At 67.7% G+C, this 22210-nt stretch carries 18 protein-coding genes and 1 tRNA gene; 9 read left to right on the top strand and 10 right to left on the bottom strand.

Translation table 11 applies throughout. From position 1 onward, the window contains the following. The first annotated feature begins 157 nt into the window (after positions 1–157). Positions 158–233 (top strand) — tRNA-Lys (locus CKW06_RS18385). Positions 234–308: 75 nt separating this feature from the next. On the opposite strand, the gene CKW06_RS18380 is transcribed toward CKW06_RS18385, so the two are convergent. Continuing rightward, positions 309–647: a hypothetical protein gene (locus tag CKW06_RS18380; protein ID WP_024958174.1), complete on the bottom strand. Its 339-nt coding sequence runs from the start codon at positions 645–647 to the stop codon at positions 309–311. Between the two features lie 174 nt (positions 648–821). Between CKW06_RS18380 and CKW06_RS18375 the strand changes: the two genes are divergently transcribed. Next, on the top strand, positions 822–1664 hold the full coding sequence (locus CKW06_RS18375) for an alpha/beta hydrolase (protein ID WP_024958173.1): 843 nt from the start codon (positions 822–824) through the stop codon (positions 1662–1664). A gap of 82 nt (positions 1665–1746) precedes the next feature. Then, a complete protein-coding gene (locus CKW06_RS18370; RefSeq protein ID WP_024958172.1) occupies positions 1747–2685 on the top strand; it encodes an alpha/beta hydrolase in 939 nt (312 codons plus the stop codon). 8 nt (positions 2686–2693) lie between these two features. On the opposite strand, the gene CKW06_RS18365 is transcribed toward CKW06_RS18370, so the two are convergent. Together CKW06_RS18365 and CKW06_RS18360 are read right to left on the bottom strand one after the other, a co-directional pair. After that, positions 2694–3116 (bottom strand): response regulator, encoded by a 423-nt coding sequence (locus CKW06_RS18365; protein WP_024958171.1) that lies wholly within the window; start codon positions 3114–3116, stop codon positions 2694–2696. 92 nt (positions 3117–3208) lie between these two features. Continuing rightward, positions 3209–3976 carry a CPBP family intramembrane glutamic endopeptidase gene (locus CKW06_RS18360; protein WP_024958170.1) on the bottom strand — a complete coding sequence of 256 codons (768 nt, stop codon included), beginning with the start codon at positions 3974–3976 and terminating at the stop codon, positions 3209–3211. Between the two features lie 149 nt (positions 3977–4125). Between CKW06_RS18360 and CKW06_RS18355 the strand changes: the two genes are divergently transcribed. Beyond that, entirely contained in the window at positions 4126–4434 is a 309-nt protein-coding gene (locus CKW06_RS18355) for a TFIIB-type zinc ribbon-containing protein (RefSeq protein WP_024958169.1), read from the top strand. 73 nt (positions 4435–4507) lie between these two features. Here CKW06_RS18355 and CKW06_RS18350 read toward each other — a convergent pair whose 3' ends face one another. The 6 genes from CKW06_RS18350 to CKW06_RS18325 form a co-directional block, all read right to left on the bottom strand. Then, positions 4508–5020 (bottom strand): GNAT family N-acetyltransferase, encoded by a 513-nt coding sequence (locus CKW06_RS18350; protein WP_024958168.1) that lies wholly within the window; start codon positions 5018–5020, stop codon positions 4508–4510. Positions 5021–5101: 81 nt separating this feature from the next. Then, positions 5102–6142 carry a copper resistance protein B gene (locus tag CKW06_RS18345; protein WP_024958167.1) on the bottom strand — a complete coding sequence of 347 codons (1041 nt, stop codon included), beginning with the start codon at positions 6140–6142 and terminating at the stop codon, positions 5102–5104. Then, positions 6139–7947: a copper resistance system multicopper oxidase gene (locus CKW06_RS18340; RefSeq protein ID WP_024958166.1), complete on the bottom strand. Its 1809-nt coding sequence runs from the start codon at positions 7945–7947 to the stop codon at positions 6139–6141. Before CKW06_RS18340 ends, CKW06_RS18345 begins: the two co-directional genes overlap by 4 nt. A gap of 75 nt (positions 7948–8022) precedes the next feature. After that, positions 8023–8403: a CopL family metal-binding regulatory protein gene (locus tag CKW06_RS18335; protein WP_005410734.1), complete on the bottom strand. Its 381-nt coding sequence runs from the start codon at positions 8401–8403 to the stop codon at positions 8023–8025. A 154-nt stretch (positions 8404–8557) separates the two neighbouring features. Continuing rightward, positions 8558–10363, bottom strand: coding sequence for a DNA helicase RecQ (recQ, locus tag CKW06_RS18330; RefSeq protein ID WP_005410733.1), 1806 nt, complete (start codon positions 10361–10363; stop codon positions 8558–8560). A gap of 544 nt (positions 10364–10907) precedes the next feature. Then, positions 10908–11456 (bottom strand): Dps family protein, encoded by a 549-nt coding sequence (locus CKW06_RS18325; protein ID WP_005410730.1) that lies wholly within the window; start codon positions 11454–11456, stop codon positions 10908–10910. Positions 11457–11542: 86 nt separating this feature from the next. Here CKW06_RS18325 and hrpA point away from each other — a divergent pair, with 86 nt between their 5' ends. Next, complete coding sequence (hrpA, locus tag CKW06_RS18320; protein ID WP_024956417.1) at positions 11543–15628, top strand: ATP-dependent RNA helicase HrpA; 4086 nt, start codon at positions 11543–11545, stop codon at positions 15626–15628. Between the two features lie 73 nt (positions 15629–15701). On the opposite strand, the gene CKW06_RS18315 is transcribed toward hrpA, so the two are convergent. Next, positions 15702–16238 (bottom strand): hypothetical protein, encoded by a 537-nt coding sequence (locus tag CKW06_RS18315; protein ID WP_005410728.1) that lies wholly within the window; start codon positions 16236–16238, stop codon positions 15702–15704. 130 nt (positions 16239–16368) lie between these two features. On the opposite strand from CKW06_RS18315, the gene CKW06_RS18310 reads away from it, so the two are divergent. The 4 genes from CKW06_RS18310 (at position 16369) to CKW06_RS18295 (ending at position 22206) form a co-directional block, all read left to right on the top strand. Next, complete coding sequence (locus CKW06_RS18310; RefSeq protein ID WP_024956416.1) at positions 16369–18525, top strand: RelA/SpoT family protein; 2157 nt, start codon at positions 16369–16371, stop codon at positions 18523–18525. 30 nt (positions 18526–18555) lie between these two features. Next, positions 18556–20127: a hypothetical protein gene (locus CKW06_RS18305; RefSeq protein WP_024956415.1), complete on the top strand. Its 1572-nt coding sequence runs from the start codon at positions 18556–18558 to the stop codon at positions 20125–20127. Between the two features lie 63 nt (positions 20128–20190). Continuing rightward, on the top strand, positions 20191–21081 hold the full coding sequence (locus CKW06_RS18300; RefSeq protein WP_024956414.1) for an SDR family oxidoreductase: 891 nt from the start codon (positions 20191–20193) through the stop codon (positions 21079–21081). 72 nt (positions 21082–21153) lie between these two features. Beyond that, the gene (locus tag CKW06_RS18295; protein ID WP_038645284.1) at positions 21154–22206 is read left to right on the top strand and encodes a glycosyltransferase family 2 protein; all 1053 of its coding nucleotides are present in this window, start codon (positions 21154–21156) and stop codon (positions 22204–22206) included. Positions 22207–22210 lie beyond the last annotated feature (4 nt).

Here is a 22210-nt window from a genome sequence, read left to right as displayed (position 1 = left end):
CAGTTGAGATGCGACGTTGGCCCGGAAGGTTTAAGCCCGCGGCCCAGATCGAGGTAGTGCCGGCCGCTGGCCGGCAACCTCGACACACCGGGGTTTCACGCGATCGGCCAAAGTAGGGTAGAATGCCCACCCCGCCGAAAGGCTGGGGCAGTGCAATGGGCCGTTAGCTCAGTCGGTAGAGCAGAAGACTTTTAATCTTTTGGTCGAAGGTTCGAATCCTTCACGGCCCACCATTGCATCCAATGACCCAGGTCATTCAGAAAGGCACCGTAATGCGGTGCCTTTTTTGTTGCCCTGGTCCGTGGCCTCTACTTCGCCCGCACTCCCTTGGCTTTTGCGGCCGCCGCGTCGGCAGCTTGCTGTGCGGCCGTCGCTGCCGCATTCGCGGAACGCACGGCTTCCGCTTGAGCCGCGTCAAAGTCAGCCCGGCGCTGCGCGCTGATCCGGCGTTCCAGTTCTGAATATGCGACGTAGTTCTCCGGATACTTCGCGACGCAGGCCTGCTGCAGCAGCGGGATCGCGTGGTCGGACAATCCCGGTTGGAGGTGGGCGAGCAGGCAGTCCGCATACGCTGCGGATGCTGGCGGAGTGCTGCTGGACTGCGGTGAGGCGGCGGCAAGGGTGGTGGCGATCAATACACTCAACATGGGAACCTCCTTGTGGATATGAGCGTGGCGGTGACCAGTCCTTGGGCCAAGGTGCCCGTTGCATGACCATCACCGGCTCCATGGTGCTCCAGTTCCGGCAGATCGGAAAAGTGCCGCGAACGACAGTGCCTCCGGCGGTCTATGCTCGGCATCTTTCCCAGGATGGGCCGTCCCATGCGTCTGATCATGCTGTCGCTGTTGTTGTCCGTCGTCTCCGCCGCGCCGCTGATGGCCGCCGAATCCGCGTCGCCCGCCGCCGCCACGCCGCTGGTCATCGGCGAGACCTTCACCATCGAGTCGAAGGCGCTGGGCGAGACCCGTCGTATCAACGTCTACCGCCCGCAGCCGTGGGGGCTGGACCCGAAGGCACCGCTACCGGTGCTCTACATGCCCGACGGCGGCATCGGCGAGGACTTCCTGCATGTGGCCGGGCTGGTGCAGGTGCTCAGCGGCAACGGCAGCATGCGTCCGTTCCTGCTGGTTGGCATCGAGAACACCGAGCGCCGCCGCGACATGACCGGCCCCAGCAAGGACCCGCAGGACCAGAAGATCGCGCCGCGCATCGGCGGCTCGGCGGCCTACCGTACCTTCCTGCGCGATGAACTGATGCCGCAGGTGCGTCAGCGTTACCCGACCACCGAGGAGCGCGCGCTGATCGGCGAGTCGCTGGCCGGCCTGTTCGTGGTCGAGACGCTGCTGCAGGAGCCTACGCTGTTCAACAGCTATATCGCGCTGGACCCCAGCCTGTGGTGGAACCGTGGTGCAATGCTGGCCGGGGCGGCCAGACAGCTGCCGGCGGTGACGCGTGCGCAGCCGCGCGTGTTCCTGGCCAGCAGTGGTCAGCCGGAGCTGGCGGCCTCTGCCGCACAGTTGGCCACGCTGTTGCAGCAGGCGTCGCCGTCGCCGCTGGTGAAGTACCTGCCGCTGCCGGAGGAAACCCACGCCACCATCTATCATCCGGCCGCGTTGCAGGCGCTGCGCACGCTGTTCCCGGCGCCGCCGCCGGCCTCGCCCTGACCGCACTGGCAGCGGGTTGCGCACCATGCAACGATGCGGCAGCGGCGCCATCGGGTGCGCCGCACGCAACGGGAGCGTGTGGATGCAGCGTGTGCGTGGATGGAGTGTGGCGGCCTGCCTGGCCGTGAGTGGCTGTGCGATGTCGGTCGCGCCGCCCGCAGTGCAGAGTGAAGCGAAGGACAGTGCGCCGACTGCCACGCCGGGTGTGGTGCTGCCGGACACCGAAGCGCTGCGCATGCACGACCCGGTCGGCCGCGACTATCCGGTCTGGGTAGCGCTGCCGGCCGACTATGCGGCGCATCCGGAAAAGCACTACCCGGTGCTGTACGTGACCGATGCGCTGTACAGCTTCCCGCTGGTGCGCAGCGTGCGCGACATGGTCGGGCAGAAGGGCATCAACATCGAGGATTTCATCCTGGTCGGGCTGCCGCCGCAGGAAGGCCTGACCTCCAAGCAGAGCCGCTCGCGCGACTACACGCCCAGCGACCCGGCGCGTACCGATCCGCGTGATTACAGCGATGACGTCAGCTACGGCGGCGCGGCGCACTACCGCGATTTCCTCGCTGGGCAGGTACTGCCGATGATCGATGCGCGCTACCGCACCGATCCGGCGCGGCGTGCCTATGCGGGTCATTCCTATGGTGGCCTGTTCGGCGCCTATGTGCTGACCACGCGCCCGGACATGTTCCGCACCTACATCCTGTCCAGCCCATCGCTGTGGTTCGACGACCATCGGGTGCCGCGCATGCAGGCCGAAGCCAAGGCGCCGGCGCAGTCGACCACGGTGGTGCTGTCGGTGGGCAGCTTTGAAACGGTCAAGCCCGAACCGCGTTACTTCACCCGCAACGACATGCTGCGCCACAACGCCGAGTTCGCCGAGCAGCTGCGCAGCAGCGGGCGATCGTTGAAGGTGGAGAACATGGTGATCGATGACGAGGATCACTTCACCGTCTACCCGGACATGATCACCCGCGCACTGCTGAAGGTGTTCCCGGGTACCGGACCGTACAGCAGCGGTTGATGAATGCCTCAGGCCGCTTGTGCATCCGGCCTGGTCAACACGCCCACATCGGCGTGCCGGAAGCACAGCCGGATGGCGTCGAGCAGCTCGCTCATGTTGTACGGCTTGGGCAGGAAATGGATGCCGTCGCGCAGCTGCGGCAGCACCTGGTGCTGGTCCATGCCCGACGTCACCAGGATCGGCAGCTGGGGATACAGGCCACGGACCCGGTTGGCGGCTTCAATGCCACTGATCGCGCCCAGATTCACGTCGGTGAACAGCAGGTCGAAACGCTCACCGGCGGCCAGCAGGCCCAGCGCCGCTTCGGCAGAGCTCACGCCCACTACGTGGCAGGCCTGGCTTTCCAGCGCCAGCCGGCTCAGTTCGCGGGTTTCCTCGGCGTCCTCGATGAGCAGGACGCGGGGTTCAACGTGGCGCTTGGACAGCAACATGACGCGACAACTCCGGACAGCAACGGTGAAAAGGCGCGCAAGTATGCGCAAGCCGGTAGTGATCCCGACGTGCACGGCAAGCTAAGCGGGCGTTACAGGCTTCTTTGGCGCCGAAGCCGCACGTGCCAGGCCAGCACCGCGACCGCGAGCAGGGCGGTGCCGATGCGCAGGCTGGTGGCCTGCCAGCCCAATGCGAGGGCGTCATCGAGGCTGAACACATTCCAGGCCAGGTTCATCGAAACATGCAGGACCAGGCCGCACCAGAGCGTGTTGCCGTCAAGGTGGTCGAGCCAGGCGAAGATGAAGCCGCCCACGGCGATCACCGCGCCGACGAACAGCGCGATGCCGCCACCGTCGAACCCGCCGAAGCCGAGCCAGTGCACCATGCCGAACAACAGCGCCTGCGGCAGTGCAAGCCATGGCCAGGGGCCGCGCACGATCTTCACCAGCAGCACGAAGCCCAGGCCGCGGAAGAGCACTTCCTCGGCCAGCGGGAACAGCACCGCCAGCATGGCGGCATCCAGTGCATTCAGTGCCCTGTTCGGTGTTCCGAGCAGCGCCAGGCCCAGCCAGCACGGCAGGCTGGCCAGCAGCACCCACATGGGGCCGCTCCAGCCGTTGCCGCGCAGCCCCAGGCTGGCCATCAGGCCCATGTCACGGGGCCGCAGCAGCGCGGCCAGCAGCAGTGCCGCCAGTGCCGCCAGCGCGTTGTCCAACAGGCTGCCGCCATAGGGGAAGGGCAGTGCGGGAATCGGTGTGCCGATGGCCGCGGCGATATCGCGCAGGTTCAGGCCAAGGCCGACGCCCAGCAGCACCAGCAACATGCGTGCGGTGGTGGGCAGGCGGGACAACACGGTCATGTACGCATTCCCTGCGGAACAAGGGCGCAGTGTGCCCCGCGGTACGCATGTGGGCACACGCCGGAAGTCCCTGTGCCATCGGTCATGCGTTGCCGCACAGTCATCGCGGTGCAGGTACAGTCGAAACCAGACCGACAGGAGCAATGCCGATGCTGTGCCCCGTGTGCAAGACCCAGACGCTGCAGATGGCCGAACGCCATGGCATCGAGATTGATTACTGCCCGAGTTGCCGCGGTGTGTGGCTGGATCGTGGCGAGCTGGACAAGATCATCGAGCGCGCGGGTTCCGGTGCGGCCGTGTCGCCGCCTGCGCCCGTGCAGGCTCAGCCGGCGCCCGCGCCGCCGCCGGTGATGCATCGTGACACCCGCCACCTCGGCCAGCGCTACGAGGACAACCGCGGACACGGCTACAGGAAAAAGAAGAAGGACAGCTTCCTGTCGGAGTTGTTCGATTTCTAGTTTGTAGCGTCGAGCCATGCTCGACGTTTGGCGCTAACAGTCGAGCAAGCTTCACTCTACATGGGGCGCGTGATCACGGCCGACGCAGGATGAACTCGCGGTCGTGGGTATCGCCCACGATGAAGTCGTACTCGCCAACCTTGCTGCAGCCATAGCGCGCGTAGAAGCGCTGCGCGCCGAAATTCTCTTCCCACACGCCCACCCACAGGGTGCGGCGCTGCGGCTGGTCCAGCCACTCCATGAACGCGTCCATCATGCGTGCACCATGTCCGCCGTTCTGGTGTGCGGCCAGGATGTAGAACCGCTTCAGTTCGATGTCACCCTCGCATGCATCCGTGTGCGGCAAGGTGTTGGCACCCGCGGCCAGGTAGCCGACCACGGCGTCACCGTCCAGCAACAGCCAGATGGCACTGCGTGGGTCGGACAGTTCGATGCGCTGCGGTTCGCTGCTGTAGTGCGCCTGCAGGAAATCGTGCAGCTCCTGCGGCGGATAGGAATCGCCCCAGGTTTCGTTGTACGTGGCGATGGCGATCGCCGACAGCGCATCGACATCGGCAAGGGTGGCGCGGCGGATCTGCAACGACATGGCGGTGCCTGCATTGGAACGTGGCGCAGTGTAGCCGGCCCCGGCGGCTGCCGGGGCTGGCCATTGCTCACGATCCGCTGCTCAGAACCACATGCGCACGCCGGCCACCCAGCGCGTGTCGCGCGCGTGGTCACCGGCATAGTCGGCGGTGTCGCCAAAACTGCGTTCGTGACTGATGCCGATGTAGGGCGCGAAGCGACGGCTGAACTCGTAGCGCAGGCGCAGGCCGGCCTCTACCTTGTTCAGGCCACGGCCGATGCCGTACTCCTGCTCGTCCTTGGCCGCAACGGTAGCTTCCAGCAGCGGCTGCAGGATCAATCGGTTGGTCAGCAGCACGTCGTACTCGACCTCGGCCTTGGCCAGCACCTGGCCGCCGGAGCCCATGTACAGCGTGGCCGAGCTTTCGAACTTGTACGGCGCCAGACCCTGGATGCCGATGGCCGCCCATGTGCGCGAGTCGGACGGGCGGAAGTCCTGGCGCACGCCGACCAGCACATCCCACCACGGCGACACGCTGCGGCCATACAGTGCTTCCAGTGACGACGATTCGGTGCGGCCGCGGCTGCGTTCGCCATCGGTGCGCAGCCACAGGCGGTTGATGTTGCCGCCGACCCAGCCGGTGGCTTCCCATGCCTGGCCGTTGCTGCTCTTGCCATCCCAATGCTCAAGCCGGTCGATCAGCAGCAGGCTGTTGATCTCCGGCGCGTGTTCCATCGCGCCATGCGCGATCGGCGGGAAGGCGGCGGCGCGGTCGGCATCGGTCGGGACCGGGATCGGTTCGCGCGGTTCGGTGGGTGCAGGCGTGCCGTGGCCCATCGCCCCGTGGTCCATCTGCGAATGGTCCATCGCCGCTGGCTGCATCGCGCCATGGTCCATCTTCGAGTGGTCCATCGTGGAGTGGTCCATCGTGGAGTGGTCCATGCCGGCGTGATCCGCCGCACCCATGTCCATCTCCGAATGATCCATCTTTGAATGATCGACCGGTTCGGCCGGGGTCTTCGCGCTCTTCGCAGGCACGTTCATCGCGCCCATGTCATGGCCGGCGTGCGACTGCGCGAACACCGGCAACGCGGCCGCGAGGCCCAGGGCCAGCAGGCTGGGGGAAAGAAGTGAGCGGCTCATTCTTCGATCCTCACTTCGCGCATCATGCCTGCTTCCATGTGGTACAGCAGATGGCAGTGGTAGGCCCAGCGGCCGAGTGCATCGGCGCGCACGCGATAGCTGCGGCGGGTGCCCGGCGGCATGTCGATGGTGTGCTTGCGGACCTGGAACTCACCTTGCGCGTTTTCCAGATCGCTCCACACGCCGTGCAGGTGGATCGGGTGCTGCATCATGGTGTCGTTGACCAGCACGATGCGCATGCGCTCGCCGTAGTTCAGCCGCAGCGGCTCGGCGCTGGCGAACGGGACGCCATCGAACGACCACGAGAATTTCTCCATGTGGCCGGTCAGGTGCAGCTCGATCTCGCGGCTCGGCTCGCGGCCATCCGGGTCTTCGAACAGGCTGCGCATCGCGCCGTAGGTCAGCACCTGGCGGCCGTTGTCGCGCAGGCCGATGCCAGGGTCGTCCAGCTTCGGCTCGGTGGCCGAACTCTGCATGTCCACCAGCGGGTTGTTGCGCTCGCTGGCCGGATGCTTCGGTACCTTGCTGGCGGCACCGCCGCCGTGCGCACCGTGGCCCATGCTGGCGCCGCAGCTACCTTCCGTGCTCTTCATCGCGGCCATGTCGTGGCCACCATGGCCACCACTGCCCATGTCGTGCCCCATGTCGCTCATCGTCAGCAACGGGCGTGGGTCGCGCGCGGGAATCGGTGCCTGCAGCCCGTGGCGTACCGCCAGCGTGCCGGCGGCGTAGCCGGTGCGACCCATGTCCTGGCAGAAAATGGTGAACGCATCCTGGCCGGTGGGTTCGACCAGCACGTCGTAGGTTTCGGCGGGAGCGATGCGGAATTCGTCGATGCTGACCGGGTGGATGTACTGGCCGTCAGCGGCCACCACGGTCATCTTCAAACCGGGGATGCGCACGTCGAAGTAGGTCATCGACCCGCCGTTGATGAAGCGCAGCAGCACCTTTTCGCCACTGCGGAACAGGCCGGTCCAGTTGCCGGCCGGGGCGGTGCCGTTCATCAGGTAGGTGTAGGTATGCGCGTTGATATCGGAGATATCGGTGGGCGTCATCCGTATCCGGCCCCACATGCCACGGTCGGACAGCGCCGCGGACCAACCGTCGCGTTTCGCGTCGCGCAGGAAGTCGGGCAGGGTGCGCTTGTAGTAGTTGTCGTGCTCGGCCAGCTTCTTCATGCGCCGGAACAGCGCGCCCGGGTCCATGTCGGTCCAGTCGGACAGCATGATCACGTGCTCGCGGTCGTGGTGGTACGGCGCCGGTTCGGCCGGGTCGATGATCAGCGCGCCGTACAGGCCGGCCTGTTCCTGGAACATCGAGTGGCTGTGGTACCAGTAGGTGCCCGACTGCTTCAGCTGGAAGTGGTAGTGGTAGGTCTCGCCGGGGCCGATGCCGTTGAAGCTCAGGCCCGGCACGCCGTCCATGTTGGCCGGCAGCAGGATGCCGTGCCAGTGGATGGAGGTCGGGTGGCGTTCCAGCGTGTTGCGCACGAACAGGTCCACGGTCTGGCCTTCGCGCCAGCGCAGGATCGGGGCCGGCAACGAGCCGTTGACGGTGATCGCCGGGCGGGTGCGGCCGGTGAAATTGGCCAGCGATTCGCCGATGGCCAGTTCGATGCGGGTATCGCTGAGCACGGCGGGGGCACCGGCCAGCCGTGGGGCGGCAGTGGCGGCGGCGAGCGCGCGCTGCGGCACGCCGACAGCGGCGATGCCGGCGACCACGCCACCGGCGGCCAGGCCCTGCACGAACAGGCGGCGCGACGGCATGGGCACAGCGCCCGGACCGGGGGGATTGCGGGTATTCATGGTGGAGACTCCAGACACGGAAAGACGCCGGCAGGCGGCCGGCTACGGTGCGCAGGGCGCACGGTGCGTGTGGAATCAGCCGATGGGAGGGCGGGAGATCGGTGGCAGCGGCGGCGCCGGACGGCCGGTGGCCGGCATCGGCTGCGGGGCCAGCGACAACGCCGGGCCGGCCATGAACGGCAACGCCTGCACCACCAGCAGCGGGTGCTGGGCGCAGCTGCGCACGCAGTCCTTGATCTGGCAGTGGGCGTCGTGGGCGGGGGCCTTGGTCTGCGGGGCCTGGTCGGCCTGCATGCCGGCGTGGTGGTGACAGTCGGCATTGCCGCCTTCAAGGGCGGCTGCCGTGTGGGCCATCCGGCCCATTTCCTCGTGACCGCTGGCCATGGCCGCGTTCAGCCCGTTGAGCAGCAGGCTGAGCATGAGCACGACACGGAGCAGGGTCGAGGCGAGGGACATGGCGCTAATCTAGCCGCAAGCGGCCGTGGATGCACTTCCGGCTGAATGGCCGGTTCAAGGTTGGACCTGCACCAATGTAGAGCCGAACCCGCGCTCGGCTGCTTCTGCGGCCACGGCAGCCGAGCGTGGGCTCGGTGCTACAGGGAGCGCGGCGTCAGCCTTCTTCGCGCACGATCTCGACCAGGCGCGGGCCGTAGCGGCTCAGCTTGGTGCCGCCGATGCCGCCGACCCGGGCCAGTTCATCCAGGCTGGTCGGGCGCTGCTCGGCGATGTTGCGCAGGGTGCTGTCGTGGAAGATCACGAAGGCCGGCACGTTCTGTTCGCGCGCCAGTTCGGCACGCAGGCCGCGCAGGGCGTTGAACAGGGCCAGGTCCTGCGGCAGTACCGACAACCCGGTGCGCTGCGCGCTGCGCTCGCGTCCGCTGGTGCTGCTGGCTGGATCGCGGCGCATGCTGATCTGGCGGCGGCCGGTCAACACGTCACGGCTGGCATCGGTCAAACGCAGGCCACCGTGGCCCTCGCTGTCCACTTCCAGCAGGCTGGCGGCGACCAGCTGGCGGAACACGCTGCGCCAGGTGCGCGCATCCAGATCGCGGCCGATGGCGTAGGTGCTGAGCTTGTCGTGGCCCTGCTGCTTCACCTTCTCGTTCTCGCTGCCACGCAGGACGTCGATCAGGTGGCCGACGCCGAAGCGCTGGCCAGTGCGGTAGACACAGCTCAGCGCCTTCTGCGCCGGAATGGTCGCGTCCCACGAGGCCGGCGGCGTCAGGCAGTTGTCGCAGTTGCCGCACGGCTGGGGATAGGTCTCGCCGAAACCGGCCAGCAGCACCTGGCGGCGGCACTGCATGGATTCGCAGTAGCCCAGCAGGTGATCGAGCTTGCCCCGCTCCAGCTGCTTGCGTTCTTCGCCGGCCTCGGATTGTTCGATCATCTGCTTGAGCAGTACCACGTCGCCCAGGCCGTAGCACAGCCAGGCCTCGGCAGCTTCGCCATCACGACCAGCGCGGCCGGTTTCCTGGTAGTAGCCTTCCATCGACTTGGGCAGGTCGGTATGCGCCACGAAGCGCACGTCCGGCTTGTCGATGCCCATGCCAAAGGCGATGGTGGCGCACATGACGATGCCGTCCTCGCGCAGGAAGCGGCGCTGGTTGTTCGCGCGCACTTCCGGCGGCAGGCCGGCGTGGTAGGGCAGGGCGTTGAAACCCTGGCCGCAGAGGAATTCAGCGGTCTCCTCGACCTTGCGCCGCGACATGCAGTAGACGATGCCGGCCTCGCCACGGTGGCCGCGCAGGAAATCGGTCAGCTGCTTGCGTGCGTTGTCCTTCTGCACCACGGTGTAGCGGATGTTGGGGCGGTCGAAGGAGCTGACGAAGTGGCGTGCTTCCTGCAGATCCAGGCGCTCGGCGATCTCGCGCTGGGTCGGCGGGTCGGCGGTGGCGGTGAGCGCGATCCGCGGAATCTGCGGCCAGCGCTCGTGCAGTACGGTCAGCTGGCGGTATTCCGGGCGGAAGTCGTGGCCCCACTGCGACACGCAGTGGGCTTCGTCGATGGCGAACAGGGCGATCTGGCTGCGCGACAACAGCGACAGGAAGCGGCCGGTCAGCAGCCGCTCGGGAGCGACATAGAGCATGTCCAGCTCACCCGCGAGCAGTTCGCGCTCGACGCGGCCGGCGGTCTCGGCATCCAGGGTTGAATTCAGGTACTCGGCACGCACGCCGAGCTGGCGCAGGGCTTCGACCTGGTCCTGCATCAGCGCGATCAGCGGCGAGATGACGATGCCACATCCGTCACGCAGCAGGGCCGGGACCTGGTAGCACAGCGACTTGCCACCGCCGGTGGGCATCAGTACCAGGGCATCATGACCGGCAGCCACATGCTCCACGATGTCCTGCTGCGGACCACGGAAATCGTCGTAACCAAAGACGCGTTGGAGCAGGTCGTGCGCGGGACGGGAAGCCATCCGGCTAGTTTACCTCCCGGAGGCGGCGGCAGGGCTGCGCCCTGCACCTGCTACAAGCCAGAGCAACGTCAAAGGCAACAGCCGGCTCTGGGGTGTCTTCTGGCTGGGCGGGGCGGTGTGGGCTTGCAGGACACGCCGTAAACCCGTCCCTGGGGGCTCGATGGCGCCATCCATGGCGCCAACGGTCCTGCAAGCCCACACAGCCCCACCCCCGACAGTTTCCCGGTGACGGTGGATCCATCCACGCCATGCGTGGATGAAATCTGTCAGATATCGACAAACAAAATGGGGTCGGATCCGTTTTCCGACGGAAAACGGATCCGACCCCAATGGCTTTGCCGGCAGATCGCGAAAATCTGTCGAAGGCGGGGTGGGTCCGGTGGCAGGGGTGTCCGCGGCATGGATGCCGCGGCCAAGCCCCCAAGGACGGGTTTACGGCGTCCCCTGCCACCGGACCCACCCCGCCAGCCCACAGATAGCCAGCTGTTGACGTTGCCGTTGCCTCGGCGGGTGCAGGGCGCAGCCCTGCCGAGCCCCCCAACTCTTACTGGAGCAGAGAACGCAGCATCCAGGCGTACTTCTCGTGTGTCTGCAGCCGCTGGGTCATCAGATCCTCGGTCGGGGCGTCGTCCCCCTTGGCCGCCACCTCCAGCACTTCACGTGCCGTACGGCAGACCGCTTCGTTGGCGACCACCAACTGGCGTACCATTTCACGCCAGTCCGCACTGTCGGTCAGGCCCGGTTCCTCGGCGATCGAGGTCAGCGCAGCGAATTCCCGGTAGGAGCCCGGGGCATTGAAGCCCAGCGCGCGGATGCGCTCGGCCACGTCGTCCAGTGCCGCCCACTGCTCGGTGTACTGCGTCTCGAACATGGTGTGCAGCGAGTTGAACATCGACCCGGTCACGTTCCAGTGGAAGTTGTGCGTCTTCAGGTAGAGCGTGAACGCATCGGCCTGGAAGCGCGACAGACCGTCGGCGATCTTCTTGCGGTCGCCCTGGGTGATCCCGATATCGATGTTCGGTGCCGACGGTGCCGCCGCAGCAAGCTTCTGCTTGCCGGTCTTGGCCTTGGTCGTGCTCTTGGTCTTCGCCATGGGGTTCCTCCTTGTGGAATCGTTGGCCTTCACAATAAACCGGTCGTGATGACTGGTCGCTTTCAAAGTTTTGAACGAACCGATTGATGAACTCTATCGATAAAAATCCATCGCCCCGCCTGCGCCAACAGCGTGCCGCCATCGACGGCGCCATGAGCCGCGACCGGGGCCGTTTGCTGGGGATGCTCTCGCGTTGCCAGGCCAAGCCACAGGATGCGGCACTGGCCGCCACCTTCGAGCAGGCCTTGCAGGCGTCGGTGCAGCGCCGGCAGGTCCGGGCGCAACAGCAGCCGTCCATTACTCTGGACCCGCAGCTGCCGATTGCGCGTGAAGCCGACGCCATCATCGGGATGATCCGCGAACATCAGGTGGTGGTGATCGCCGGTGAAACCGGCTCGGGCAAGACCACCCAGCTGCCGAAACTGTGCCTGGCCGCCGGCCGTGGCCAGGCCGGCATGATCGGCTGCACCCAGCCGCGACGGATTGCCGCACGTGCGGTGGCCAGCCGCGTGGCACAGGAACTGCAGAGTGAACTGGGCCAGCTGGTCGGCTACCAGGTGCGCTTCAATGACAAGGTCAGCGAAGACAGCCGCATCAAGTTCATGACCGACGGCATCCTGCTGGCGGAGATCGCCAGTGACCGCTGGCTGTCGAACTACGACACGATCATCGTCGACGAGGCGCACGAACGCAGCCTCAACATCGATTTCCTGCTGGGCTACCTGAAGCAGCTGCTGCGCAAGCGGCCGGACCTGAAGCTGATCGTCACCTCGGCCACCATCGACACCGAACGCTTCGCCCAGCATTTCGACAATGCGCCGGTGATCAGCGTCGAAGGCCGTACCTATCCGGTGGAAGTGCGCTACCGCGCGCTGGAAGGCGAGGGCGAAGACCAGGGCGAACGCACCGTCAACGACGCCATCGTGTCGGCCATTGACGAGATCACCCGCCTGGATGCGCGCGGCGACGTGCTGATCTTCCTGCCGGGCGAGCGCGAGATCCGCGATGCGCACCAGTCGCTGGAACGGCGCAAGTACCGTAATACCGAGGTGCTGCCGCTGTACGCGCGGCTGTCCAACCAGGACCAGGACCGGGTGTTCAACCCCGGGCCGAACCGGCGCATCGTGCTGGCCACCAACGTGGCCGAAACCTCGCTGACGGTGCCGCGCATCCGTTACGTGGTCGATCCGGGTTTCGCCCGCGTCAAGCGCTACAGCCCGCGCAACAAGCTGGACCGCCTGCACATCGAGCCGATCTCGCAGGCCAGCGCCAACCAGCGCAAAGGTCGCTGCGGACGTATCGCCGAAGGTATCTGTTACCGCCTGTACGCCGAAGCCGATTTCCAGGCGCGGCCCGAATTCACCGATCCGGAAATCCGCCGCTCCAGCCTGGCCGGGGTGATCCTGCGCATGCTGCAGCTGGGCCTGGGCCGCATCGAGGATTTCCCGTTCCTGGAAGCGCCGGACGAGCGCGCGGTAGCCGATGGCTGGCAGCAGCTGACCGAACTGGGCGCGATCGACGCCGAGCGGCGCATGACCACCATCGGCAAGCAGATGGCACGCCTGCCGGTGGACGTGAAGCTTGCGCGCATGCTGGTGGCCGCGCAGGCCGCAGGCTGCCTGCGGCCGATGCTGGTGATCGCCTCGTTCCTGGGCATCCAGGACCCGCGCGAACGCCCACCCGAAGCGCGTGGTGCGGCCGACAGCGCGCACGCGCAGTTCGCCGATGGCCGCTCCGAGTTCGTTGGCGTGCTGCGCCTGTGGGATGCCTACCGGCAGGCCCATGAAGACCTGACGCAGTCCAAGCTGCGCGACTGGTGCGGACGTCATTTCCTCGGCTTCCTGCGCATGCGCGAGTGGCGCGAGCTGCATCGCCAGCTGCGGCTGCTGTGCGAGGAACTGGGCTGGAAGGAGGAGGCCAGCGAGGCGTCGATGGCGCCGTTGCTGGCCGGCAGCAGTGCGCCGGCACCGGCGCGTGACGACGCGGCGGCGGTGAAAGCCACCCGGGGCCAGCTGCACCGCGCCGCGCGCCTGGCCCGCGAAGGCAAGGCCGAGGCCGCACCGGCGCCGGTGGCCGTGCGCGCGCAGAAGGAACAGGCGCCGGTTGGCGGCGGTTTCAGCGAACGCGTGCGCGCCGCCGCCTACCAGACCCTGCACCGGGCGCTGGTGGCGGGCCTGCCGACGCAGATCGGCCACCGCACCGAGAAGGGCGATTTCCAGGCGCCACGCCAGCGCCGCTTCCTGCCGTTCCCGGGTTCGGCGCTGTCCAAGCGGCCGCCGCCGTGGCTGCTGGTGGCCAACCTGCTGGATACGCAGAAGGTGTGGGGCATGACCCTGGCCGCGATCGAACCGGACTGGGTGATTGCCGAGCTGCCGCACCTGCTGTTGCGCAAGCACTTCGATCCGCACTGGTCGCGCGCACAGGGACAGGTGCTGGCGTCCGAGCAGATCAGCCTGTTCGGCCTGGTGCTGGCGCCGAAGAAGCCGGTGCATTACGGCCGCATCGAGCCGGGCGAGGCACATGACATCTTCGTGCGCCAGGCATTGGTGACCGGCGAGATCAACACCCGCGCCAGTTTCGTGGCCGACAACCAGAAAGTGCTGGAGGTCGCCCGCGAGGAGGAAGCCAAGCTGCGCCGCGCCGGCATTGTTGCCGACGAGGACTGGCAGGCGCGCTGGTACCTGGACCGGGTACCGCCGCAGATCCATTCGGCGGCGGGGCTGGATACCTGGTGGAAGGGACTGGCACCGGAACAGCGCAAGGCGCTGCATTGGTCGCTCGCAGACTTGCTGCCCGGCGACGGCAGTGAGCAGGAGCGCTACCCGAAATACCTGGCGCTGGGCCAGGCGCGGTTGCCGCTGCACTACCGCTTCGAGCCGGGTGCCGACGATGACGGCGTGACCCTGGACGTGCCGCTGCACCTGCTCAATGCATTGGACCCGGTGCAGCTGGGCTGGCTGGCGCCGGGCTTCGTCGCCGACAAGGCCTCGGCACTGATCCGCAGCCTGCCCAAGGCAATGCGCCGCAACTACGTGCCGGCGCCGGACTTCGGCCGCGCGTTCTACGAGGCGTTTCCGCAGCCCAGCGCCGATGCCATCACCGGCGAACTGGCGCGTTTCCTGTCACGTGCAACCGGTGCCACCGTGACCGCGCTCGATTTCGAGCCCGGTTCGATCGAGCCGCATCTGCACATGAACCTGCGGCTGCGCGACGAGCAGGGCAAGGTGCTGGCCACTTCGCGTGATCTGGACGCACTGCGCGCGAAATTCGGCGGTCGTGCCGGCGACGCCTTCGCTGCACGCGCTGGCCGCGAGATGGCGGCCGATGGCCTGCGCACGTTCCCGGCCACGCCGATACCGCTGCAGGTGCCCGGTGAAGCCGGCGTTCCGGCCTATCCGGCATTGCTGGACGAGGGTGACAGCGTGGCGCTGCGCATCTTCGCCGATCGGCAGCAGGCACAGGAGGCTCACCCGCTGGGCGTGCGCCGGCTGCTGGAGATCGCCCTGGCCGAGAAGGTCAAGCAGGCGCGCAAGCAGCTGCCGGTGGGCGCCAAGACCGGCCTGTTGTATGCGGCGATCGAGTCGCAGGAGCGCCTGCGTGGTGACCTGGTGGATGCGGCGATGAACGCGGTGTTGGCGGAGGGCCTGGAAGACATCCGCGATGCGGCGGCCTTCGAACAGCGCCGTGAGCACGCGGCCAAGGCCCTGTTCGGCGAGGCCATGTCGCGGCTGAAACTGGCCGCAACCATCCTGGCGCTGGTGGCGGAACTGAAGCCGATGCTGGAAGCACCGTTGATGGGTTGGGCGCGCGGCAACCTGGACGACATGGAAGCGCAGCTGTCCGGGCTGATCCACCCCGGTTTCCTGCGCGATACGCCGGCCGACGCGCTGGCGCAGTATCCGCGCTACCTGAAGGCCATGATCCTGCGCACCGAACGCGCCAAGCGTGATCCGCCACGTGACCAGGCACGCATGCTGGAACTGCATCCGTTCCTGGAAGCGCTGGAAACGGCAGAGCAGCAGGGCCTGCGCGATCGCCCGCAATGGCAGGCGCTGCGCTGGGATCTGGAAGAGCTGCGGGTGTCACTGTTCGCGCAGGAGCTGGGGGCACGTACCGGCATTTCGGCGAAGAAGCTGGCGCAGCGGGTGACGGCACTGCGCCAGGCCTCGTAACCCCCGACCCGACCCCGCCGGACGATGACCGGCGGGGTACGGTGGAATGTCATCCACGCGTGGCGTGGATCCACTACTTGGAGCGGCGCACCTTGGGCTGGCTGTTCACGCCTTCCACCTTCATGTACCACACGCCCATCACGCCGGGCTTGATGCTGACCTTGGGCGATTGCTTGCGCACGCCGACCACGCTGGTGCTGTCGGTCTGCTCCCATTCCTGGCCATTGTCCAGCACGTAGACGCGGCCCTTGCCGAAGCCACGGAACTCGCCCTGCAGCACACCGGTGATCGGCTCGCTGCTGCCGAAATCGAAGAACCCGCGGTTCTTCACGATCACTTCCTGGCGGCCCTGTTCGCGGGCTTCTTCGCGTACCGCTGCCACAGCCTGGGTCGTCGCCGCTTCAACCTTGCCCTGCAGCCAGCGGTTGAGCGTGGCCAGTTCCTGCGCGCTCAGCTTGTCCAGGCCGGCCGCCTTGAATTCGGTCGGCGACATCTGCTGCTGCAGGTCACCGTCCACCACGCGCTGGGCCAGCGCAGGCGCCGACAGGGACAGCAGCAGTGCGGCGCAGGCCAGCAGCCGTGGACGGAAACGTGGGGCGATCGAGGGCATGGCGGAACTCTCCTGGGTTTGCCGGCGAGTGTAGCGGCATGTCTTCATGCCGGGTGATGGTGGCTGCGGTGATTGTCCCTGAACGGCGCCGGCGCTAGTGTAGGAACCTCTGTCTTGCCTGCTCGATGCTGTGAACCGCGCTTCTGTCCCCGGCCTGGATGCCTTGTTGAACCGTCCCTCCGCCGCGGTGCTGCCCGCTCCGCTGCGCCAGGCCCTGCGCGAACACTGGGAAGCACCGGAGTGCGACCACCAGATGCGCGCCAGCTGGTCGGTGCTGGGCGATACCCTCGATGCACTGTCGACGCTCTCGGCCGACGAAGGCGCGGTGGTTGCCGCGCTGTTGTTCGACCTGCCCGGCCTGCGCGCCAGCCTGGACCAGCTGCCGCTGGGCAACCACAAGGCGGCGGTGATCGGCCTGCTCGACGGCCAGGACGCCGCCGATCCGGTCTGGGCGCTGCATGCTGGCCGCGAGGCCGGGCGCAACAGCGAGGGCCTGCGCCGCCTGCTGCTGGCGATCATCCGCGACCTGCGCGTGGTGCCAATCCTGCTGGCCCGGCAGCTGGCGAGAATGCGCGCTGCCGACAAGCTGGACGACGAGCAGCGGCGGGCGCTGGCGCAGCTGACCCGCGACATCCACGCGCCGCTGGCCAACCGATTGGGCATCTGGCAGCTGAAGTGGGAGCTGGAGGACCTGGCGTTCCGCCACCTGGAGCCGGAAACCTACCGCCGCATCGCGCGCGAAGTGGACGAAACCCGCGTGGCGCGCGAGCGCTACGTGCAGAACGTGAAGAAGCAGCTGTCGCGCGAGCTGGCCGCACAGGGCATCCATGCCGAAGTGAGTGGCCGCCCCAAGCACATCTACAGCATCTGGCGGAAGATGCAGAAGAAGCGGCTGGCGTTCGACCAGCTGTACGACATCCGCGCGGTGCGGGTGATGGTCGACGACGTCGCCGCCTGCTACGCCGCGCTGGGTGTGGTGCATGCGCTGTGGGCCCCGGTGCCGAGCGAGTTCGACGATTACATCGCACGCCCGAAGGCCAACGACTACCGTTCGCTGCACACCGCCGTGGTCGGCCCGGAAGGGCGCACGATCGAAGTGCAGATCCGCACCCACGAGATGCATTCCCAGGCCGAGCTGGGCGTGGCCGCGCACTGGAAGTACAAGGAAGGCGGCAAGGGCGCGGAAAAGTCGTTCGATCGCAAGATCACCTGGATGCGCCAGCTGCTGGAGCAGGCGCAGGACGGGCAGGGCAATGAACTGGCCGGGGCACTCGACGCCGAGCTGACCGAGGACCGGGTCTATGCGCTCAGCCCGAAGGACGAGGTGCTGGACCTGCCCCAGGGGGCCACGCCGCTGGATTTCGCCTACCAGGTACATACGATGGTGGGCCACCGCTGCCGTGGCGCCAAGGTCAATGGCCGCATCGTGCCGCTGACCTATCGCCTGCGCAGCGGCGACCGTGTCGAGATCCTCACCGGCAAGGAGGCCGACCCCCGCCGCGACTGGCTGATGCCCGCGCTGGGCTTCCTGGCCAGCAACCGCTCGCGCGAAAAGGTGCGCAGCTGGTTCCACAAGCTGGACCGCGCGCGCAACGTGCAGGCCGGGCGCGAACTGCTCGAGCGCGAGCTGAAGCGCCTGGGGCTGCAGCATTCGGATCTGGCGGTGGCGGCGAAGAAGTTCCATGCCGACAGCGTTGACGACCTCTACATCCAGGTGGCGCTGGGCGACACCGGCCCGAACCAGGTCAGCCGTACGCTGCTGGAGGCAGAGCGCGCGGCCAGCCAGCCGGCCCCTGTGCCGGCGCTTCCGCGCCCGACCGCCCGCCGCGAGAACCTGGGCAAGTCCAAGTTCACGGTGCAGGGCGTGGGCAATCTGCTGGTGCAGCTGGCGCGCTGCTGCCAGCCGGTGGCCGGCGAACCGATCATCGGCTACCTCACCCGTAGCCGCGGTGTCACCGTGCACCGGGCAGACTGTGCCGCGCTGGCCCGGCTGGCGGCCACCAGCCCGCAGCGCATCCTGCCGGTGGAATGGGGCCAGGCCGGGGGCGGCTACGAGGTGGACGTGGTGGTCGATGCGGTCGACCGCCGCTGGCTGCTGAAGGACATCACCAACCTGATCGCCCAGGAAGACGCCTACGTGCTCGACATCCACAGTGACAACGTGCGCAACAGTGGCCGTGCCCATCTGCGCCTGAGGCTGAAGGTCAGCGACTACGACCAGTTGTCGAACCTGCTGGGCAAGCTGGACGCGCTGCCGGGCGTGAGCGAGGCGCGTCGCCTCGGCTGAGCTTCACGCCGCCCCGGCTACCCTGCACGCATGGAACGCGAGCCCCCGCATCGCCCGCATGGCGCTGAACACCCTGCGCTGGATCGCGTCCGCCGCGAAGGCCGCTGGTGGTGGCTGCAGGCACGTCATGCGCGGCGGGTCTGGCGATGGGCGCTGGTCGCGGCGCTGGCGGTGTTCGTGCTGCTGGTGCTGCTGCGCAAGCCGCTGGCCGACTGGTTCTGGGACGAGCCGCAGATCGAACAGCTGCTGGTCGAAGGCGATCGCGCGCTCGCCGCCGGCCGGCTGAGTGCGGCCGACGGCAGTGGTGCGCGGGAGCGCTACCAGGCGGTGCTGGCACTGGATGGCGATCGGCCGCAGGCGCGCCAGGGCCTTGCACGAACCGCCGCGGCAGCACTGCAGCAGGCCCGCGACAAGCTGCAGGGCGACGATCTGGAGGGCAGCGCGCAGTCACTGGCGCTGGCCCGCGAGCTGCAGGTGCCGCAGGGCGACGCCGACGCCGTGGCCCGTCAACTGCAGGCGCGGCGTAGCGCCGGCGCCGGTATCGGCGCGTTGCTGGCCCAGGCCCGCAATGCGTTCGCGGCCGGCCGGCTGGACGATGGCGACAGCAGTGCGTTGCCGCTGTTCCAGCGCATCCTGGCACTGCAGCCGGACAACCTGCCCGCTCTGGAGGGGCGCGAGGATGCACTGAGCGATCTGCTGCAGCATGCGCGCGCGCTGGCCGGACGCGGGGAACTGGCTGAAGCCGCTGCGACGTTGCAGCGCGCGCGCCTGTTCGATGCAGGCCACGCCGATCTTCCCGCCAGCCAGGAGGCCCTGGCACGGGCGGTCGACGAGCGCTTGCGGCAGGCACAGCTCGCACTTCAGCGACAGCAGCTGGAACGTGCCGCAAAGGGGTTCCTGGCCGTGCTGGCGGTGGCGCCGGACGATCCCACTGCCCAGCGGGGCCGCGAGCAGGTGCTGCAGGCGGTGCTGGCGCGAAGCCAGATCCAGGCCGACGATTTCCAGTTCGAGGCGGCGCAGCGTGATGCCGTGCTGGCCGAAGCACTGGGCGCTTCGCAGGCGGCACGACAGCAACTGGTGCAGCGCCTGCAGCGTGCACGGCAGGCCCGGGAGGCACTGCAGCAGCCCGCAGTGAGCAACGCGCAGCGTGAACGCGAGCTGCGCGATCACCTGCGCCGGATCGAACGCGCCGAGCGCGCAGGCCAATGGATCAGCCCGCCGGGGCACAGCGCATTCGATGCCCTTCGCGAAGCACAGGCGCTGGCACCGCGCGATTCACGGGTGAAGGCCGCGGCCGCGCGCCTGCTGCCTGCCAGTCGCCGTTGTTTCGACGACAACCTCCGGCAGAACCGGGTGCAGGCTGCAGGTGCCTGCCTGCAGGCCTGGCAGACGTTGTCTCCCACCGCTGGCGGCCTGCCTGCGGCCCGCCAGCGCCTCGCGCAGCGTTGGATTGCGATTGGCAGCGAACGATTGGGCAACGGAGATGTCGCCTTTGCCGAACGTGCGCTCCAGCAGGCGGGCGAGCTTGGCGTCGGCACTTCCAGCAGCGAGTACCAGCAGTTGCGGCAGCGCCTGCGCGACATCGGGGTGTCGTCGCCCTGAGCCCGCCGCTGCCGGAGGGACCGCTATAGTAGCCACCCCTCGCAACATCCCCACGGAGTGCCGATGACCGTCCTTGTTTCCGGAGCCACCAGCCAGATCGGCCGGTTCCTGCTGCCGCGCCTGGTGCAGGCGCATGGACGGGTACAGGCGGTGAGCCGGCAACCGCAACCGGCACAGGACGGCGTGCAGTGGCTTTGCGGGGACCTGGCGGCTGCGCTGGACAGCGTGCCGTCTCCGGACTGGCAGGCGATTGCCAGCTTCGGCCCCCTTGAAGCATTGGCGCAGTGGTTGTCGCGGCAGACGGCGGCCCCCGCGCGGCAGGTCATCGCCACCAGTTCGATGAGCGTGCTGAGCAAGCAGAATTCCGAGCAGGCCGACGAGCAGGACGTCGTGGCGATGCTGCAGCGGGGCGAAGCGGGCCTGATCGCGCAGGCCGAGCGTCTTGGCATGGGCTGGACGATCCTGCGGCCGACCCTGATCTATGGGGCCGGCATCGACCGCAGCATCACCCCGATCGTGCAGCGTGCGCTGCGTCTGCGCCTGTTTCCGATTCCGCTGGTGGGAGGCCTGCGCCAACCGGTGCATGCCGACGATATCGCCCGCGCCGTGGTGACCTGCATCGCCACCGGTGCAGCGTCGGCACGGGTGCTGGAAATCGGCGGTGGCGAGCGCCTGCCCTATCACGCGATGTTCCGCCGCGTGCACGCCAGCCTGGCACAGCCGACATTGGCGCTGCCGTTGCCGGGCGCGGCACTGCGGGGCCTGGCCGCGTTGCTGCCGCGGGCGCGTGGTCCGGTGTCACGCCTGCAGCAGGATCTGATTGCGGACAATGGCCAGCTGCAGGCGCTGCTGGACATACATCCGCGGCCGTTCCAGCCCGACGCGGACACGTGGCGACCGATGAGCTCGACCCAGGCCGTGCAGCGGATCGCTGCGTATCCCGGCAACGGCTAGCCAGCCATCGTATCCATCCTCTCTGGGGGCTCTGCTACCATCCCCCGGCCCTTGTTTCCGCGAGTACGTTCGATGCCTGACGCGCCATCCCGATCGGCCCCTGCCGAGCGCATTGGCGTCGCGCTGTGCACCTACAACGGTGCGCGCTACCTGCAGGCGCAGCTGGACAGCATCCTCGACCAGGATCTTCCGGTGAACGAAGTCATGATCGGCGATGACGGTTCCAGCGACCAGACGCTGCAGCTGCTGCAGGCCTTCGTGCCGCGTGCAAAGGCGCTGGGCATCCGTGTCGAGATCGTCCAGCACGCGCGCAATCTCGGCTATGTGCGCAATTTCGCCGATGCACTGATGCGTTGCCAGGCCGACATCCTGTTCCTGTGCGACCAGGATGATGTCTGGCATCCGGGGCGTGTCCGCCGCTATGTTCAACGCTTCCAGGCAGACCCGGCCCTGTTGCTGCTGCACAGCGACGCATGCCTGGTGGACGCGCAGGGTGCGCCGCTTGGCCAGCGGCTGCTGGAGGTACTGGTGGTCCATCCGGCCGAGGTCGAGCTGGAACGCTCGGGCCTTGCGATCGACGCGATCCTGCTGCGCAACTTCATCACCGGTGCCACCTGCGCGCTGCGCCGCGGGCTGCTGGCCGGATCGCTGCCGGTCCCGCCGGGCTGGAGCCACGACGAATGGCTGGCGGTCCACGCATCGCTGCGTGGAGGATTGGACATGCTGGCCGAACCGACCATCGACTACCGGCAGCATGGCAACAACCAGATCGGTGCCAGTCGCCGCGGTTTCCTGCAACGCCTGCGGCATCTCGATCTGTTCGATTCACAGGCGCGCCAGCGCACGGCCGGGCGCCTGCTGGCCCTGGCCGATCTGCTGGGGCAGCGCGGCGTGGTGGTGGCGCCGGAGCGCTTCCAGGGACTTCACGCGCTCGCCTGGCGCATGGCCTGGTCGCGACTGCAGCTGTATCGCCGCGTGGATGTGCCGGCAGGCTGGATCGCCCATGATGCGCCGCGGTTGATCGCACGCCTGGCCAACGTCTGCCTGGCGGGGGGCGGCTGGAAAGGGGGCTGGGCAGCGCTTGCGGGTGCGTGGGCCGGGTGGCGGGCGCCGCGCGCTGCTTGAACTG

Source organism: Stenotrophomonas maltophilia, assembly GCF_900186865.1.
Classification (GTDB): domain Bacteria; phylum Pseudomonadota; class Gammaproteobacteria; order Xanthomonadales; family Xanthomonadaceae; genus Stenotrophomonas; species Stenotrophomonas maltophilia.
This window is presented reverse-complemented; position numbering and strand designations above follow the sequence as displayed.